The organism is Nocardioides sp. Leaf374 (assembly GCF_916862475.1).
GTDB lineage: Bacteria > Actinomycetota > Actinomycetes > Propionibacteriales > Nocardioidaceae > Nocardioides > Nocardioides kribbensis.
In genome coordinates, this window is record NZ_CAKASO010000035.1 from 30,230 (window position 1) to 45,735 (window position 15,506).

16 protein-coding genes are annotated in these 15,506 nt (G+C 74.2%); 9 read left to right on the top strand and 7 right to left on the bottom strand.

What is annotated here, in order from left to right:
* Positions 1 to 84: 84 nt before the first annotated feature.
* Both LPA27_RS14780 and LPA27_RS14785 read left to right on the top strand, forming a co-directional pair.
* Positions 85 to 1,011, top strand: a complete 927-nt coding sequence (locus LPA27_RS14780) for an FAD-dependent oxidoreductase (protein ID WP_228942919.1) — start codon at positions 85 to 87, stop codon at positions 1,009 to 1,011.
* 67 nt (positions 1,012 to 1,078) lie between these two features.
* Positions 1,079 to 2,194 (top strand): PAS domain-containing sensor histidine kinase, encoded by a 1,116-nt coding sequence (locus LPA27_RS14785; protein WP_156697864.1) that lies wholly within the window; start codon positions 1,079 to 1,081, stop codon positions 2,192 to 2,194.
* A 32-nt stretch (positions 2,195 to 2,226) separates the two neighbouring features.
* On the opposite strand, the gene LPA27_RS14790 is transcribed toward LPA27_RS14785, so the two are convergent.
* Both LPA27_RS14790 and nucS read right to left on the bottom strand, forming a co-directional pair.
* The gene (locus LPA27_RS14790) at positions 2,227 to 2,598 is read right to left on the bottom strand and encodes a DUF952 domain-containing protein (RefSeq protein ID WP_056864141.1); all 372 of its coding nucleotides are present in this window, start codon (positions 2,596 to 2,598) and stop codon (positions 2,227 to 2,229) included.
* Between the two features lie 2 nt (positions 2,599 to 2,600).
* The gene (nucS, locus tag LPA27_RS14795; protein WP_228942920.1) at positions 2,601 to 3,290 is read right to left on the bottom strand and encodes an endonuclease NucS; all 690 of its coding nucleotides are present in this window, start codon (positions 3,288 to 3,290) and stop codon (positions 2,601 to 2,603) included.
* Between the two features lie 25 nt (positions 3,291 to 3,315).
* Here nucS and LPA27_RS14800 point away from each other — a divergent pair, with 25 nt between their 5' ends.
* From LPA27_RS14800 to LPA27_RS14810, 3 genes are all read left to right on the top strand, one after another.
* Complete coding sequence (locus tag LPA27_RS14800; RefSeq protein WP_228942921.1) at positions 3,316 to 3,897, top strand: GNAT family N-acetyltransferase; 582 nt, start codon at positions 3,316 to 3,318, stop codon at positions 3,895 to 3,897.
* Between the two features lie 79 nt (positions 3,898 to 3,976).
* The gene (locus tag LPA27_RS14805) at positions 3,977 to 5,797 is read left to right on the top strand and encodes a 3-hydroxyacyl-CoA dehydrogenase family protein (RefSeq protein ID WP_228942922.1); all 1,821 of its coding nucleotides are present in this window, start codon (positions 3,977 to 3,979) and stop codon (positions 5,795 to 5,797) included.
* 70 nt (positions 5,798 to 5,867) lie between these two features.
* Positions 5,868 to 6,623, top strand: coding sequence for a hypothetical protein (locus LPA27_RS14810; protein WP_228942923.1), 756 nt, complete (start codon positions 5,868 to 5,870; stop codon positions 6,621 to 6,623).
* A 5-nt stretch (positions 6,624 to 6,628) separates the two neighbouring features.
* On the opposite strand, the gene LPA27_RS14815 is transcribed toward LPA27_RS14810, so the two are convergent.
* Together LPA27_RS14815 and LPA27_RS14820 are read right to left on the bottom strand one after the other, a co-directional pair.
* A complete protein-coding gene (locus tag LPA27_RS14815; RefSeq protein ID WP_228942924.1) occupies positions 6,629 to 7,834 on the bottom strand; it encodes a sensor histidine kinase in 1,206 nt (401 codons plus the stop codon).
* Positions 7,831 to 8,196, bottom strand: a complete 366-nt coding sequence (locus tag LPA27_RS14820) for a response regulator transcription factor (protein WP_162242273.1) — start codon at positions 8,194 to 8,196, stop codon at positions 7,831 to 7,833. The genes LPA27_RS14815 and LPA27_RS14820 overlap by 4 nt, the downstream gene beginning before the upstream one ends.
* 149 nt (positions 8,197 to 8,345) lie before the next feature.
* Between LPA27_RS14820 and LPA27_RS14825 the strand changes: the two genes are divergently transcribed.
* Positions 8,346 to 9,218, top strand: coding sequence for an endo alpha-1,4 polygalactosaminidase (locus tag LPA27_RS14825; protein WP_082500233.1), 873 nt, complete (start codon positions 8,346 to 8,348; stop codon positions 9,216 to 9,218).
* A 61-nt stretch (positions 9,219 to 9,279) separates the two neighbouring features.
* On the opposite strand, the gene LPA27_RS14830 is transcribed toward LPA27_RS14825, so the two are convergent.
* A complete protein-coding gene (locus LPA27_RS14830; protein ID WP_056864147.1) occupies positions 9,280 to 9,816 on the bottom strand; it encodes a CGNR zinc finger domain-containing protein in 537 nt (178 codons plus the stop codon).
* Positions 9,817 to 9,854: 38 nt separating this feature from the next.
* On the opposite strand from LPA27_RS14830, the gene LPA27_RS14835 reads away from it, so the two are divergent.
* From LPA27_RS14835 to LPA27_RS14845, 3 genes are all read left to right on the top strand, one after another.
* On the top strand, positions 9,855 to 10,835 hold the full coding sequence (locus tag LPA27_RS14835) for an EamA family transporter (protein ID WP_228942925.1): 981 nt from the start codon (positions 9,855 to 9,857) through the stop codon (positions 10,833 to 10,835).
* Between the two features lies 1 nt (position 10,836).
* Entirely contained in the window at positions 10,837 to 11,088 is a 252-nt protein-coding gene (locus LPA27_RS14840) for an ATP-binding protein (protein WP_056903852.1), read from the top strand.
* A 267-nt stretch (positions 11,089 to 11,355) separates the two neighbouring features.
* Positions 11,356 to 13,179 (top strand): HNH endonuclease signature motif containing protein, encoded by a 1,824-nt coding sequence (locus LPA27_RS14845; RefSeq protein WP_228942926.1) that lies wholly within the window; start codon positions 11,356 to 11,358, stop codon positions 13,177 to 13,179.
* Between the two features lie 28 nt (positions 13,180 to 13,207).
* Here LPA27_RS14845 and LPA27_RS14850 read toward each other — a convergent pair whose 3' ends face one another.
* Both LPA27_RS14850 and LPA27_RS14855 read right to left on the bottom strand, forming a co-directional pair.
* The gene (locus tag LPA27_RS14850; RefSeq protein ID WP_228942927.1) at positions 13,208 to 14,416 is read right to left on the bottom strand and encodes an AI-2E family transporter; all 1,209 of its coding nucleotides are present in this window, start codon (positions 14,414 to 14,416) and stop codon (positions 13,208 to 13,210) included.
* Positions 14,413 to 15,393 carry a hypothetical protein gene (locus tag LPA27_RS14855; RefSeq protein ID WP_228942928.1) on the bottom strand — a complete coding sequence of 327 codons (981 nt, stop codon included), beginning with the start codon at positions 15,391 to 15,393 and terminating at the stop codon, positions 14,413 to 14,415. The genes LPA27_RS14850 and LPA27_RS14855 overlap by 4 nt, the downstream gene beginning before the upstream one ends.
* Between the last annotated feature and the right edge of the window lie 113 nt (positions 15,394 to 15,506).

A 15,506-nucleotide genomic window follows, 5' to 3' on the forward strand; every position in this document is an offset into this window, starting at 1 on the left:
GGCGTACTGGCGGTATGTGACGTCGCCGACGTCCGCCCGCCTCGACGGGCACCGCACGGCGTCGCGGTGGTCCACACTGGGGGCGTGCAGCGCGTGGTCGTGGTCGGGGCGGGGGTCGTCGGGCTCACCTGTGCCCTGCGCCTGCTCCGGTCCGGGCACCGCGTCGACGTGGTCGCGCGCGACCTGCCGCTCGAGACGACCTCGGCGGTGGCGGCGGCGCTCTGGTACCCCTACCGCGCCGGACCGCAGGAGCGGGTGAGCGGGTGGGCGGCGACCACCCGCGAGGAGCTGGTCGCCCTCGCCGCGGCCGACCCCGACGGGGAGCGGACCGGGGTGCGTGTCGTCGTGGGCACCGAGGTCCTCCGTGCGGCGACGCCCGATCCGTGGTGGGCCGGCGCGGTGCCCGACCTGTCGCGACCCACGGCGACGGACCTGCCGGCGGGCTTCGTCGACGGCTACCGGTTCGCGGCACCGGTGGTCGAGATGCCGCGCTACCTCAGGTGGCTGCAGCGCGAGGTGCTGGCCGCGGGCGGCTCGCTGACGCGGCTGGCGCTGGGCTCCCTGCCGGCGAGCGGCCCGCACGCGGCGCTGGTGGTCGACTGCGCAGGGCTCGGCGCGCGGCTTCTGGCCGGCGACCTCGCGGTGACCCCGGTGCGGGGCCAGGTCGTGCGCGTCGCCCGGACCGGGGTCGACCGGTGGTGGCTCGACGGCACCGGACCGACGTACGTCGTGCCCCGGGCCGACGACGTGGTGGTGGGCGGCACCGCGGAGGAGGGCGTGTGGGACCGCACCCCGTCGCTCGCGACGGCGGCAGGCCTGCTGGAGCGGGCGGAGGCCCTGGTGCCGGGGATCTCGGCGGCTCCGGTGCTCGGGCACGCCGTGGGGCTGCGGCCGGCGCGACCGCACGTGCGCCTGGAGCGGGTGGGCGACGTGGTCCACTGTTACGGCCACGGGGGCGCCGGCGTCACGCTCTCCTGGGGGTGCGCCGACGAGGTCGCCGCCCTGGTGTGACCGAATCGGTACGACCCACGGATCAGGCGGGACGCGTCACGCGTCCCCCGCGGCCTATTGTCGCTGCGTGGAGGATCGACCACCCGACGAGAGCGCTCTCATGCGCGGGGTCTTCGAGGCGTCGCCCGACGCCATCGTGGTGATCGACGCCGACGGTCGGATCGTGCGCGCCAACGCCCAGTGCTCGGCGGTCTTCGGGCACGACCCTGACGACCTGCTGGGGGAGCCCGTCGAGGTCCTCGTGCCGCCGCGGCTGCGCGAGGCCCACCCTGCGCGACGCGGGGCCTTCACCGGCGGTGGCGGCGCCCGGGCCATGGGACTGCTGCAGCTCGCGGCGGTGCGCGCCGACGGCACCGAGTTCCCGGCCGAGATCTCGCTGGCGGCGGTCTCCCACGACGGGGAGCCGCTGACCTGCGCCACGGTGCGCGACGTGACCGCGCGCCTCGCGCTGCAGCAGGAGTCCGACCGGGTGCGCGAGGAGCTCCTGGCCACGGTCTCCCACGAGCTGCGCACCCCGCTGACGTCGATCATCGGCTACACCGAGCTCCTGCTCGACCTCGGCGAGAGCCAGGTCGGCCCGGCGGCGCGTCGCATGCTGGCCATCGTGGAACGCAACGCCAACCGCGAGCTGCGGCTGGTCAACGACCTGCTCGACCTGGCCTTCCTCGACGACCGCGAGCACATGGACGCCGAGCCGGTCGACCTCGTCGAGGTGGTGCGCGCCGCCGTCGACGGGGCGCGGGTCGGTGCCCGGGGCCGGGGTCTGGAGCTCTCCTCGACGCTCGCGGCGGGCGTGGCCCCCGAGGGGGCGCGTGCCCTGCTCGTGACCGGCGACGAGCAGCGGCTCGGGCAGGTGCTCGACAACCTGCTGTCGAACGCCGTGAAGTTCACCGCTCCCGGCGGGCGGGTGCTCGTCGACTGCGCGCCGCGCGAGGGCGACCTGGCCCTGAGCGTGAGCGACACCGGCACGGGCATGGAGGCCGTCGAGGTGCCGCAGATCTTCGACCGGCTCTACCGCTCGCCGCGGGCGGTGCGCGACCAGGTGCCGGGAGCGGGCCTCGGTCTGTCCATCGTGGACAGCATCGTGCGGGCCCACGGGGGCCGGATCGAGGTCGACAGCGAGCCCGGGGTCGGCACGACGGTCTCGGTGCTGCTCCCGGCACGCGTGGAGCCGGTGGCCTGAGCGGCGCGGGCGCTCAGGGTCAGCCCGGGGGGTCAGCCCGGACCCTCGCGCAGCGCCTCGTCGAGGGGCAGCACCCGCACGACGGCGGCCGCGGGCACGGGGCCGTAGACGTGGGGGAAGGTCTCGGCGTCGGCCCGACCGGGCTCCACCGGCTCGTCGACCACGTCGCACCCCAGCAGCGCGGGGTCGATCTCGAGGAGCACCAGGGCGTCGGGGCAGTCGGCGTAGAAGCGCGCGTGGACCCCGCGCCACTGGTCGGCGCGGCTGGCGTGGACGAAGCCCTCCTGCTCCAGGCTCACGCCGCGGGTGGAGGTCGTGTAGGTGCCCGACTCCCGGGCCGCCTCCCAGTCGGTCGCGAGCGCCACGTGGAAGAGCCGGGGCGCACCCGCAGCGGAGGTCGCCACGGTCAGAAGAGCCGGTGGGTGGGGTCGTCGACGCCGCGCAGGGCGTCGTAGTCGACGAGGGCGCAGGCGATCCCGCGGTCGGTGGCCAGCACCCGGGCCTGGGGCTTGATCTCCTGGGCGGCGAAGATGCCGCGCACGGGCGCGAGCAGCGGGTCGCGGTTGAGCAGCTCGAGGTAGCGGGTGAGCTGCTCGACGCCGTCGATCTCCCCGCGCCGCTTGATCTCGACGGCGACGCTGCGGCCCTCGGTGTCGCGGCACATCAGGTCGACCGGGCCGATCGCGGTCGGGAACTCGCGGCGCACCAGCGTGAGCCCGGGCGAGAGGGTCGCCGGCTGCTCGGCCAGCAGCACCTGCAGGTGCTTCTCCACCCCGTCCTTCTGCAGGCCGGGGTCGACCCCGAGGTCGTGGGAGGAGTCGTGGAGGACCTCCTCGATGAGGATCCGCAGGGTGTCCTCGGGCCCCTTGGCGCTCGCGCGGCTGCGCACCGTCCACTCCACCTGGCCCTCCTCGGTGGTGGCCTCGCGCAGCGTGCAGGGCGGCGAAATCCAGTTCAGCGGCTTGTAGGACCCGCCGTCGGAGTGCACCAGCACCGACCCGTCGGCCTTGATCATCAGCACCCGCGTGGCCATCGGCAGGTGCGCCGTCAGCCGTCCGGCGTAGTCGACCTGGCAGCGCGCAACGACGAGTCTCACGGGCCAGGAATCTACAGTGGCGCCCGTGTCCGACCACCCGCCGCTCCCCCCGGCCTGGCGCGTGCGCCACGCCCGCCCCTCCGAGCTGCGGCGGCTGGCCGCCGTCGAGGACAGCGGGGGAGCCCTCTTCCGCGCGCACCTGGGGGAGGACCTGCCGGCCGCGCTGCTCGCCCCGGCGCCCTCCGGGCTCGACCGCGCGGCCCTGCCCGGCTCCGTGCTCGTAGCCGTGCACGGCACGGACCAGGAGGTGGTGGGTTTCGCCCACGTCGTGGACCACGGCCACGAGGAGCCGGGGGCGGTCCACCTCGAGCAGCTCTCGGTGCTGCCCTCGCACGGTCGTCGCGGGATCGGCACGGCGCTGGTGCGCGCGGCCGAGGAGGAGGCGCGCTGGTCGGGCGCCGGGCTGATGACCCTGACCACCTACCGCGACCTGCCGTGGAACGGACCCCTCTACGCGCGCCTGGGGTACGCCGAGCAGGCGCGGCCGCCGGCGTACGTGGCGCGCGCGCTGGCCGCCGAGCGGGCCGCGGGTCTCGAGCGCGGGGGCGCCGTCGCCGCGGGTCCGCGGGTCGCGATGTCTCGCCGGCTGGGACGTCGCGGGGCCTGAGCGCGTCTGGATCGTTCAAGTTACCGGTGGGTGAACTAGTTCACGGCCCGGGTCGGTGACGCGTGCCATGATGCCGCCCATGACGAGCCTCGAGACCACTCCCGACACCTCTGCCGACGCCGGCCGCGACTTCACCGCCATCGGCGTGGTGGGGCTCGGGACGATGGGCGCCGGCATCGCCGAGGTCTTCGCCCGGCACGGCTTCGCGGTCGTCGGCGTCGAGCTGAGCGAGGAGAGCGTGGCGCGCGGTCGGCAGTACCTCGAGCACTCCACGGGGCGTGCGGTGCGCCGCGGCAAGCTCACCGAGGAGGAGCAGGCCGAGCTGCTCGGCCGGGTCACCCTGACCACGTCGCTGAAGGACCTGGCCGACGTCGACCTGGTCGTCGAGGCCGCGGTGGAGTCGATGGCGACCAAGCAGGCGATCTTCCGCGAGCTCGACGCGATCGTCGGTCCCGACACGGTGCTGGCCACCAACACCTCCTCGCTCTCGGTCACCGAGCTCTCCAGCGCCACCTCGCGCCCGGGCCGCGTGGTGGGCGTGCACTTCTTCAACCCCGCACCGGTGCAGAAGCTGGTCGAGGTGGTGCGCACGGTCGTCACCGAGCCCGCCGTGCTCGACGACGTGCAGGCGCTGCTCGGCCGCCTGGGCAAGAGCCCCGTGGTCTGTGGCGACAAGGCCGGCTTCATCGCCAACACGCTGCTCTTCGGCTACCTCAACCACGCCGCCTCCATGTTCGAGGGCCGCTACGCCTCGCGCGAGGACATCGACGCCGCGATGCGCTTCGGCTGCGGCTACCCGATGGGCCCGCTGGCGCTGCTCGACCTGATCGGCCTCGACACCGCCTACGAGATCCTCGAGACGATGTACCGCCAGGGCCGCGACCGCCTCCACGCGCCCACCCCGATCCTCAAGCAGATGGTCACCGCCGGTCTGCTGGGCCGCAAGACCGGGCGCGGCTTCTACACCTACGAGGCCCCCGACAGCCCGGTCGTGGTCGCCGACGCCGCGACCCCGTCGGCCGACGAGCTGCCGCAGCTGCGCCACGGCATCCGCCAGGTCGGCGTCGTCGGCACCGGCACCATGGCCAGCGGCATCGTGGAGGTCTTCGCCAAGGCCGGCTACGACGTGCTCGTCGTGGGCCGCTCGGCCGACAAGGTCGACGGCGTCAGCGCCACCGTCACCCGCAGCTTCGACAAGCAGATCCAGCGCGGGCGGGCCACCGAGGAGGCCAAGGCCGAGGTGCTGGCCCGCATCAGCGGCACCACGAGCCTGGAGGACCTGGCCAGCGTGGACCTGGTGGTCGAGGCCATCGCCGAGGACCTCGCCGTCAAGACCACCCTCTTCGAGAACCTCGACGAGATCTGCAAGCCGGGGGCGATCCTGGCCACCACCACCTCGAGCCTGCCCATCATCGCCATGGCCACGGTGACCAGCCGGCCGCAGGACGTCGTCGGCATGCACTTCTTCAACCCCGCCACGGTGATGAAGCTGGTCGAGGTCGTCTCCACGGTGGCCACCTCCGACGAGGTCACCGAGACCACGCGGGCGCTGTGCGCGGCCGTGGGCAAGGTCGCGGTCTCGTGCGGTGACCGGGCCGGCTTCATCGTCAACGCCCTGCTCTTCCCCTACCTCAACGACGCGGTCAAGATGCTCGAGGCCCACTACGCCACCGCCGACGACATCGACGTGGCCATGAAGCAGGGCTGCGCCCTCCCGATGGGTCCCTTCGAGCTACTCGACGTCGTGGGCAACGACGTGTCGCTGGCCATCCAGCGCGAGCTCTACCTCGAGTTCCGCGAGCCGGGCTTCGCCCCGGCCCCGCTGCTCGAGCACCTGGTCACCGCCGGCTACCTCGGCCGCAAGACCAAGCGGGGGTTCCGCGACTACTCCGCCCGCTGAGGCACAGGCACAGCCGCAGGGCAGCGGGCGAGGGGCTGGCGGTCCCTCGGGGGCTCCGTACAGTGGGGACATGGAGTACCTCCTCGTCCTCGCCCTGGTCCTCGGTGCCATCGCCGTCGCCGCGCTGGCCGGCCGGGGCCACCAGCGCAAGGTGCTCGCGGCCAAGGAGGCCGAGCTCGCGCCGGTGCGCAAGCTGGCGGCCGAGGACGTGACCGCGCTCGGGGTCGAGCTCCAGGAGCTCGACCTTGAGCTGGCCGGCCAGCCCCTCGACGCCGGCGCCAACGCCGACTACCAGCGCGCGCTCGACGCCTACGAGTCGGCCAAGGCCGCCGCCGACGCGATGGAGCGGCCCGACGACGTGCGCCACGTCACCGAGATCCTCGAGGACGGTCGCTACGCGATCGCCTGCGTCCAGGCCCGCGTGGCCGGCGAGGCGCTGCCCACGCGCCGTCCGCCCTGCTTCTTCGACCCCCGCCACGGCCTCTCGGTGACCGACGTGCCCTGGACGCCGACCGGGGGAGCCCAGCGCGACGTGCCGGCCTGCGCCCTCGACGCCGAGCGGGTGCGCGCCGGCGCCGACCCCGACATCCGCAAGGTGATGGTCGGCTCGCAGCGGGTGCCCTACTGGCAGGGCGGCCCGGCCTACCAGCCCTACGCCCGCGGCTACTTCGGGTCGTTCACCACCATGGACTTCATGTTCATGGGGCTGATGTTCGGTGCCTTCGGAGGCTTCGACGCCATCGGTGAGATCGGCGAGGGCCTGGGCGAGGCCGTCGGCGGCGTCGGCGAGGGCCTCGGCGACATGTTCGACAGCTTCGACTTCTAGCCCGGTCAGGACGGCAGGGTCATCCGCACGGTGGTGCCCCCGCCCGGGGTGTCCTCGACGAGGAGACGTCCGCCGTGCAGCGACGCGATCCGCGCGCAGGTGGCCAGCCCGATGCCGTGACCGTGGTCGGGGTCGCTGTCGTCGCGGCCGAACATGTCGAGCACGCGCGCCCGCTGGGAGGCCGCGATGCCCCGGCCGTTGTCGACCACCGCCAGCTCGTGGCCCTGCGGGGTCACCGCCGAGGTCACGACCACCCGCGGTGCGCGGTCGGGGGAGCGGAACTTCACGGCGTTGCCGAGCAGGTTCTGCAGCAGCTGGCGCAGCAGCGCGGGATCGGCCCGCACCGTCGGGGCCGCGAGGTCGCGCCGCACGAGGCCGCGCGCGGCCGTGTCGCCGAGGTCGACGACGACCTGGTCGAGCACGTCGTCGAGGGCCACGAGCTGCCGCTCGACCACGTGGCCGCCGACGCGGGCGTGGCGCAGCAGGGCGTCGAGCAGGTCCATCATGCGCCCCGACGCCTGGTCGGCGCGTCGCAGCAGCTCGCGCCCGCGGGGGCCGAGGGCTCCGGCGTACTCGTGGTCGAGGATCTCCAGCCAGCCGGTGAGCACGGTCAGCGGCCCGCGCAGGTCGTGCGAGGCCACCGCGGCCACCTGCTCCAGGTCCTGGTTGGAGCGCTCGAGCTCGGTGGTGCGGGTGGCCAGCTCGCCGAGCAGGTGCTCGAGGCGGGCCCGGTCCTGCATCTGGGCGCTCACGTCCTCGACGTGGGCGACGACGTGGATGGGGGTGCCGTCGTCCTCGCGCACGACCGCGGCGGTGACCTCCACCCAGACGTGGTGACCCGCGGCGTGTCGCCAGCGCTGCAGCAGTCGGGAGGACTCCTGCTCGCCGGTGAGGCAGCGCGCCGACTCGACGGCCGCCACGGCCGCGTCGTCGGGGTGGACCACGTCGCTCGAGGCCAGCGCGCGCAGCGACTCCGCGTCGCGACCGAGCAGGGCGCACAGGGCGCGGTTGACGCGCAGGAAGCGGCCCTCCACCGAGAGCAGGGCCATGCCGAGCGGGGAGCTGTCCATCGTCATCCGCCACCGCTGCTCGGCCCGGGCGAGGGCGCGCAGCGCGGTGTGGGAGGCGCGGGCGTCGTGGTCGGCCGCGGCGTCGCCGCCGGAGGTCGCCGCCGGGGCCAGGACCTCGGGGCCGACGACCGGGCTCCTCACGAGGCCGAGCCCGCCCGGGCCGGCGTACGCCGCCCCAGCGTCTCGACCGCCGACACCAGGCCGGCCCCGCTGAAGGGCTTGTCGAGCACCTCGTCGACGCCGGCGGCGTAGGCCGCGGCGTGGTCGCGGCGCGCGGTGACCATGAGCAGCGGCAGGCCCCGCAGCGCCGGGTCGCTGCGCACCGCCCGTGTCAGCCCCAGGCCGTCGAGGGTCGGCATCATCCAGTCCAGCACCACCGCGTCGAAGCCGCCCGCGAGCAGCCGCCGCAGGCCGCAGCGACCGTCGGGCGCCAGCTCCACGTCGTGCCCGGCGCGGCCGAGGAAGATCTCCATCAGCGTCGACAGGTCCGGATCGTCGTCCACCACCAGAATGCGCATCGTTCGGGTCCGTCCCCCCTCGGACGGGCGGGCCTCGCGCCCGCCTCGTCCTCCCCATCGGCCGTCGGGGCGGGGACCTGAGGCACGCCGACGGGCGGCGGGAGGCAGCGCCGCCCGCTGCTAGGTTGCCGCCCATGTCGCACCGACCCACCGCCCGGAGTCCGCGCACGACGTCCCCGCTCCTCGTGCTGCTCCTCGTGCTGCTCCTCGGTCTCACCGTCGGGCCCCTGCTCGCTGCCGCCCCGGGCGGCGCCTCGGGTGCGAGCACCGGCGCACCGACGGCGGGGGAGCGCGCCGTCGAGGAGCCGTCGGCGCCTCCGGCGCTCCCGGCGGCGACCGACGTCGACTACCAGCTCGGCGGGGTCGACGAGGTGCCCGACCACGTGGGGATCGTCGTGCGCGACCGCACCGAGGAGCCGGCAGGGGTCTACGACGTCTGCTACGTCAACGGCTTCCAGACCCAGCCCGACGCGCGGCGCTTCTGGCGCGAGCGCTGGTCGCTGGTGCTCAAGGACGACCGGGGCCGACCGGTCGTGGACTCGGCCTGGGGGGAGTGGCTGCTCGACCTGCGCACCGCCTCCAAGCGCGAGCGCGTGGCCCGCATCGTGGGGCGCTGGATCGACGGCTGCGCCCGCGACGGCTTCGAGGCCGTCGAGCTCGACAACCTCGACTCCTTCCTGCGCAGCGACGGCCTGCTGAGGCGGGCACAGAACCTCGCGCTCGCGTCGCTGTTCGTCGAGCGCGGCCACGAGTCCGGCCTGGCCGTGGCCCAGAAGAACCTCGCCGGCTACGACGGCACCCGCATCGGCTTCGACCTCGCGGTGGCCGAGGAGTGCGGACGCTACGACGAGTGCGACGCCTACACCGAGGTCTTCGGCGACCAGGTCGTGGTCGTGGAGTACCGCGACCGGGACTTCGAGGCGACCTGCGCCGGCTTCGGGGACGCGCTGCCGGTGGTGCGCCGCGACCGCCCGCTGCGGCCGGCCTACGACCCGCGGTGGTGCTGACCGGCCTCCCGCCGAGTCCCCCTGCCCAGCCGGTCGCCCAGCCGGTCGCCCAGCCGGTGGCTCAGCCGTCGCTCTGGCGGGCGCGGTAGGCCGCGACGGCGTTGCGGTTGCCGCAGGTGGTCGAGCAGAAGCGGCGCGAGCGGTTGCGGGAGAGGTCGAGCACGACACCGTCGCAGTCCTCGTCGGCGCAGACGCCCAGCCGTGACATCTCGTCGGTGCGGATCACGTCGATCATGGCCATCGCGGTCTCGACGGTGATCCGGGTGACGAGCGGCGCGTCGGGCAGCACGGCGTGCACGTGCCAGTCGTAGGGCTCGTGGCGCACCAGCTGGGGCAGCGCTCGGGCCTCGCTCAGCATCGCGTTGACCAGCTCGACGGCGTGGTCGCGCTCGGCGGTCAGCAGCTCGCGCAGCACCGGCCGCAGCGCGCGCACGGCGTCGAGCTCGGCGCGCGTGCGGTCGTGGCGCCCGGAGTACTCGAAGTCGGCGAGGAACCGGTCGAGGTCGGCGACGCTCTCCAGCGTGTCGGGGGGCTCGGCGGAGTTGGCGAGCACCACGGCGGACTGGAGCGACATCTCGGTGTCATGGGCGAAAACCACGTTGACAGGTTACCCGACGGCCCGTAGCGTCATGGATCATGACGACGATGACCCATGACGCCACCCGGTCGGCCGGCGGTCCCGCCGGTGGCTCCCGCCTGGTGTCGGGGCTCGTGCTCGCCGTCGTCTCGGCGACCGCCTTCGGTGCCTCCGGCGCCCTGGCCCGTGGGCTGCTCGACGCCGGGTGGACGCCGGGCTCGAGCGTGCTGGTCAGGGTGGGGCTGGCCGCCCTCGTCGTGCTGCCCTTCGGGCTGGCCTCGCTGCGCGGGCGGTGGTCGCTGCTGCGCCGCAACGCCGCCCTCGTGGTGACCTACGGCGTGCTCGCCGTCGCCGGTGCGCAGTTCTGCTACTTCTCCGCGGTGCAGCACATGCAGGTCGGGCCGGCGCTGCTCATCGAGTACACCGCGCCCGCGGCCGTGGTGGTGTGGCTCTGGCTGCGCCACGGCCAGCGACCCGGACCCGTCACCCTGCTGGGCGCGGCGCTGGCCGCCGCCGGTCTCGTGCTGGTGCTCGACCTGCTCTCCGGTGCCGACCTCAGCGTGGTGGGCGTGCTGTGGTCGCTGGGGGCGATGGTGGGGGCCGCGTCGTACTTCGTGATCTCCGCCGACGAGGGCAACGGGCTGCCTCCGCTGACCCTGGCCGCCGGCGGCCTGGTCGTCGGGGCGGCGGTCCTGGGCCTGCTGGGCCTGGTCGGCGTGCTGCCCATGGCCGGGTCGACGCGTCCGGTCACCTACGGCGGCACGACCGTCGACTGGTGGCTGCCGCTGCTGCTGCTCGGGCTGGTGACGGCGGCCGTGGCCTACACCACCGGTATCGCGGCCGGGCGTCGCCTGGGCTCGCGGCTGGCCTCCTTCGTCGCCCTCCTCGAGGTGCTCGCCGGCGTCGGCTTCGCGTGGCTGCTCCTCGACGAGCTGCCGCGCCCGGTGCAGCTGGCCGGCGGCCTGCTCATCCTGGCCGGCGTGGTGGCGGTGAAGCTCGGCGAGCGGGGCGTCGTCCGGGTCGAGCCGACGCCGGCCTGAGGTGACCCCCGGCTCGGTGCGGCTCGTGGTGGTCGACCACTGCCTGGGCGTCGCCGAGGCCGACCGCGACCGCGTCTTCAAGCCGCTCGAGCGCGTGCACACCGCGGTGGCCGGCACCGGGGTGGGTCTGGCCACCGACCGGCGCGTCGTGGAAGCGCACGGCGACGCGACCGGTCTCTGGGGCACTCCCGGAGGAGGTGCGACCGTGTGGTTCGAGCGGCCTGACGCCGTCCTGCCCGCCGGGAGGGTCTGACCCGCCGCTCGCCCGCGGTGGTCGAGGGCCGGCCGCCAGGACCGCGGTGGTCGAGGAGGGAGCGCCAGCGACCGTCTTCAAACCACGGCCCCGCCCGGTGGTTGAGGAGGGAGCGCCAGCGACCGTCTCGAAACCACGCCTCGCACGGTGGTTGAGGAGGGAGCGCCAGCGACCGTCTCGAAACCACCCTCACGCGACAGCGCAACCCTCTCCACAGATCCACCGGCAGACCTAGTCATCGAATACGTGTTCGAATAAACTGGGTGCATGCTCCTCGACCTCGACACCACCGGCACCGTGGTCGACATCGAGTCCCTCGACGCCGACGACGTCCTGGAGTACGCCGACGACACCGCCCGCTCCGTACGCGCCGCCGAGCGTCGCACCCTGCGCGTCATGGCCCGCTGGGGAGCACTGAACCCCGACCAGGCCTACGCCTGGTCGGTGCCCGGGATGATCCGCCACGGCCTCGACGAGTTCGCCGCCGAACCCCTCGCCCTGGCCCTGGACATCTCCCCGGTCAACGCCGGCTGCAACCTCGCCGAGGTCATGGAGCTGGTCCACCGTCTCCCGCGCATCTGGGCGATGGTGGAGGACCTCACCCTCCCCGGCTGGCGCGCGCGGCGGATCGCCTCCCAGACCCAGGTGTTGAACGACACCGGGGCTGCGTACGTCGACCGCAAGGTCGCCGCCCTCGGCTCCCGCGCACAGAGCCTGGGCGCGCGGCGCATCGAGCTGTTCGTCGCCGAGGCCGCCGCCAGGCACGACCCCCACGCCCAGGCCGCGCTGGAGGAGAAGGCACGCGGTGGGTGGAACGTGAGGGTGACCCACGACGTCGACCGCGGCTCCGCGTCGGGCACCTCGTGGCTCGAGGTGCTCGGTGACACCCAGGACCTCACCCGGTTCCACGACCTGATCTGCGCCACCGCCGCCGAGCTCGGCCGCCACCAGACCTCGACCGGAGCCGTGGTCGAGTCGTTGGAGGTCCGCAAGGCCCGTGCGATCGGGGTCATCACCGACCGCGCCCAAGGACTGACGGCACTGGACTCGGTGGAGCCCACGACTGCGAAGGAGCGGGTGGTCTACGTCCACCTGCGCCCCGAGGACCTCGAGCGCGCCGAGACCCTCGCCGCCCTCGACACGGCCCGCATGAGCGGCGAAGGACCCGCGCTGGAGGAGCCCCCGCCGCCCGCCGAGGCCCCGGCCGAGGAGCCCCGGCCCGACCCGTGGGACCTGCCCGCCCCGGGTTCCGAGGGCGACTCCGAGCCCCCTGCAGCAGTGCCCGCAGGCCCCGCGGCGACCCCGATGGCTGAGGAGCGAGTGCAGCGAGCGTCTCGAAGCCAGGCCTCCGCCAGCAACGCCCCCGAGACCACGCCCGCCAGGCAGACCACGACCCCGGTGGCTGAGGAGCGAGCGCAGCGAGCGTCTCGAAGCCCCGCCGCGGGCAACGACCCCGAGACCACGCCCGCCGGACAGACCACGACCCCGGTGGCTGAGGAGCGAGCGCAGCGAGCGTCTCGAAGCCACCCCACCCCCGGGGAGCAGCCCGCGAGCGACCCCTACCGCACCACCGGACCCGACCTACGCCCCACCCCGGTCCACCGCCACCACGAGACCAGCCACCTCTCCCAGATCGACCGCACCGGCCCACCACCGGGCACCGCGGTCGTCGAAGGTCTCGGGGTCGTCTCCACCACCACCCTGCGCCGCTGGCTCCACGGCACCAAGGTCTACGTGAGACCCGTCATCGACCTCAACCCCACCACCGCCGGCGCCGTGGACCGGCACGACCCACCACCGTGGATGCGCGAACACGTCACCCTGCGCGACCCACGCTGCGTGTTCCCCGGCTGCAGCGTGCCGTCACGACGCTGCGACCTCGACCACATCCAGCCCTACCGAGACCCCGACCATGGCGGGAAGCCCGGCCAGACCCACCCCTCCAACCTGGCGCCGCTGTGCCGCCACCACCACCGGCTCAAGACCACCGGCTCCGAGGGCAGCCCACCCTGGAGCTACCACCGGCATCCCGACGGCACCTACGCCTGGACCAACCCCCACGGCTGGACCACGCTGGTCCGCGCCGGCTGAGCGGGGTGCGGCCCGGGGACAGGTGGGTCTAGCGGGCGTCCTGGCGTCGTACGAAGACCTCGCGGGTCAGCATCAGCACCGCGGCCGCGGTGGGGATGGCCAGGAGCGCGCCCACCACGCCGAGCAGCGCGGCGCCCACCAGGGCGGCGATCACGGTGACGGCACCCGGGACGTCGACGGAGGAGGCCATGACCCGGGGGTAGATCACGTAGTTCTCGAGCTGCTGGTAGACGACGTAGAAGACCACGCAGATCAGGCCGGTGCGCACGTCGGTGGCGAAGGCGATGGCGGTGACGATCGTGGCGCCGATCGTCGCGCCGATCATCGGGATGACGTCGAGCAGGGCCACGACGAAGGCCAGCGCCACGGCGTACTCGCCGAGGCCGACGGCGAAGAGGAAGACCAGCGACGTGAGGCCCGCGCAGAGGGCGACGAGGAAGGCGCCCGACACGTAGCCCCCGATGCTGGCCACGATCCGGTCCCCGAGGCGGGTGACCCGGTCGCGACGCGAGGCGGGGGCCAGCTTGTAGAGCGCGCCCTTGGTGGTCTCCAGCGCGGAGAGGAAGTAGAGCGTCAGCACCAGCACGATGAAGAGGTTGAAGAGGGCGCCCAGCAGGGCGATCCCGAAGCCGAGCACACCGCCGAACAGGCCCGTGACGAAGTCACCGCCGGCGACGTAGTCCTGGGCCTTCTCGACGATCTGGTACTCCTCGTCGAGCTTCTGGATCTTGGGGTTCTGCAGCAGCTGGTCGAACCACACCGGGGCGTTGGCGGTCAGCGAGGCGACCTGGTCGGTGATGACCGGCACGATCGCCACCACGAAGAGGGCGATGGCACCGAGGAAGACCAGGGTCACCACCAGCACCGCCCACGAGCGGCGCAGCCCGCGGTGCTCGAAGAACTCCACCGCCGGGTTGAGGCCGGCGGCGATGAACAGCGCGACCACCACCAGCAGCAGCGTGGAGCCGATGGCCAGCAGCGTCGTGCCGAGCCAGTAGGCCGTGACGAAGCCCAACCCGCCCAGGAACCCGATCAGGTACGGCGCCGTGCGGTCCAGCGGCGCCCCGGGGGTGCCGAGGTGCTCGGGCCCGCCGACGAGCCCCTGCCGCTTGCCCTTCTGCGGCACGCCGGTGACCGGCAGCACCTCGGGTGCCGGCGCCGCGGCGGCCGGGTCGACGACCGGCCCGGCCGTCGTCGGGTCCGCGCCGGGCGCCGGCGGGTCGGGCTGGTCGCTCACTCGTCCTCGTCGTCCTGACCGAAGCCGGCGACGACGTCGCGCAGGCTCGCCAGCTGGGCGGTGATGCCGTCGCGGCGCTTGGCCAGCCGGGCGACCTCGGTGCGCAGCATGGCCAGCTCGCGCTCGACCTCGGCGGTGGCCGAGGAGGTGATGGAGTCGGCCTGGGTCTGGGCCGAGGCCACGACCTGCTCCGCCTCGCGGCGCGCGCGGGTGACCACGGCGTCGGCCTCCGACTTCGCCTGCTGGCGCTGGGTAGCGGCCTGGGTGGCGGCCTCCTGCGCCCGGGCCTCGGCCGCGGCGGCGCGCTGCTCGGCCTCCTCGACCAGCTTGCGGGTCTCGGCCATCGCGCTGCTGTGGTGGTCGGTGGCCTCGCGGGCCAGCCGCTCCTTCTCCACCGCGAGGGTGCGGCGTGCCTCGGTGACCTCGCGGTCGGCGGCGGCACGCGCCTGCTCCACCTCGCGCTGGGCGCCCGTGCGCATCTCGGTCGTCTCCTGCTTGGCGGCCAGGCGCAGCTGGTCGGACTCCCGCTTGGCCGAGGCCATCAGGTCGGCGGCCTCGCTGCGGGCCAGCTCGCGCTCCTGCTCGGCGTCGGCGAGCGTGCGGGCGCGGTGCTCGTCGAGCTCCTTGAGCTGCACCATGCGCATGTCCTCGGCCTCGCGCTGGCCCTCGGTGCGGATCTGCTTGGCGTCGCGGGTCGCCTGGGCGCGGATCGCGTCGGCCTCGCGCATCGCGGTGCCGCGGATCTCGTCGGCCTCCTCCTCGGCGAGGCGGAGCATGGCGCTGGCACGCCCCCCGAGACCGGCGTAGGAGGGGGTCTCGTTCTCCTTGACCTGCTGCTCCAGGCTGGCCAGGCGGGCCTCGAGCTCGACGACGCGCCGCTCGGACTCGCCGAGGCTGCCGGCGAGTCCGGCCTTCTCCGCGGCCAACTGCTTGACCTTGGTGTCGACGGCCGCGGTGTCGTAGCCCCCACGGCGCACGACGGGGAAGGTGATGCTGGCGCCGGCGCGGGCCGGAGCCGCCTGCGGGGGGGCGGGTCCATGCCTCGGAGGATGACCGGGCCCGACCCGCCTCAACCCGCCGTACGCCGCGG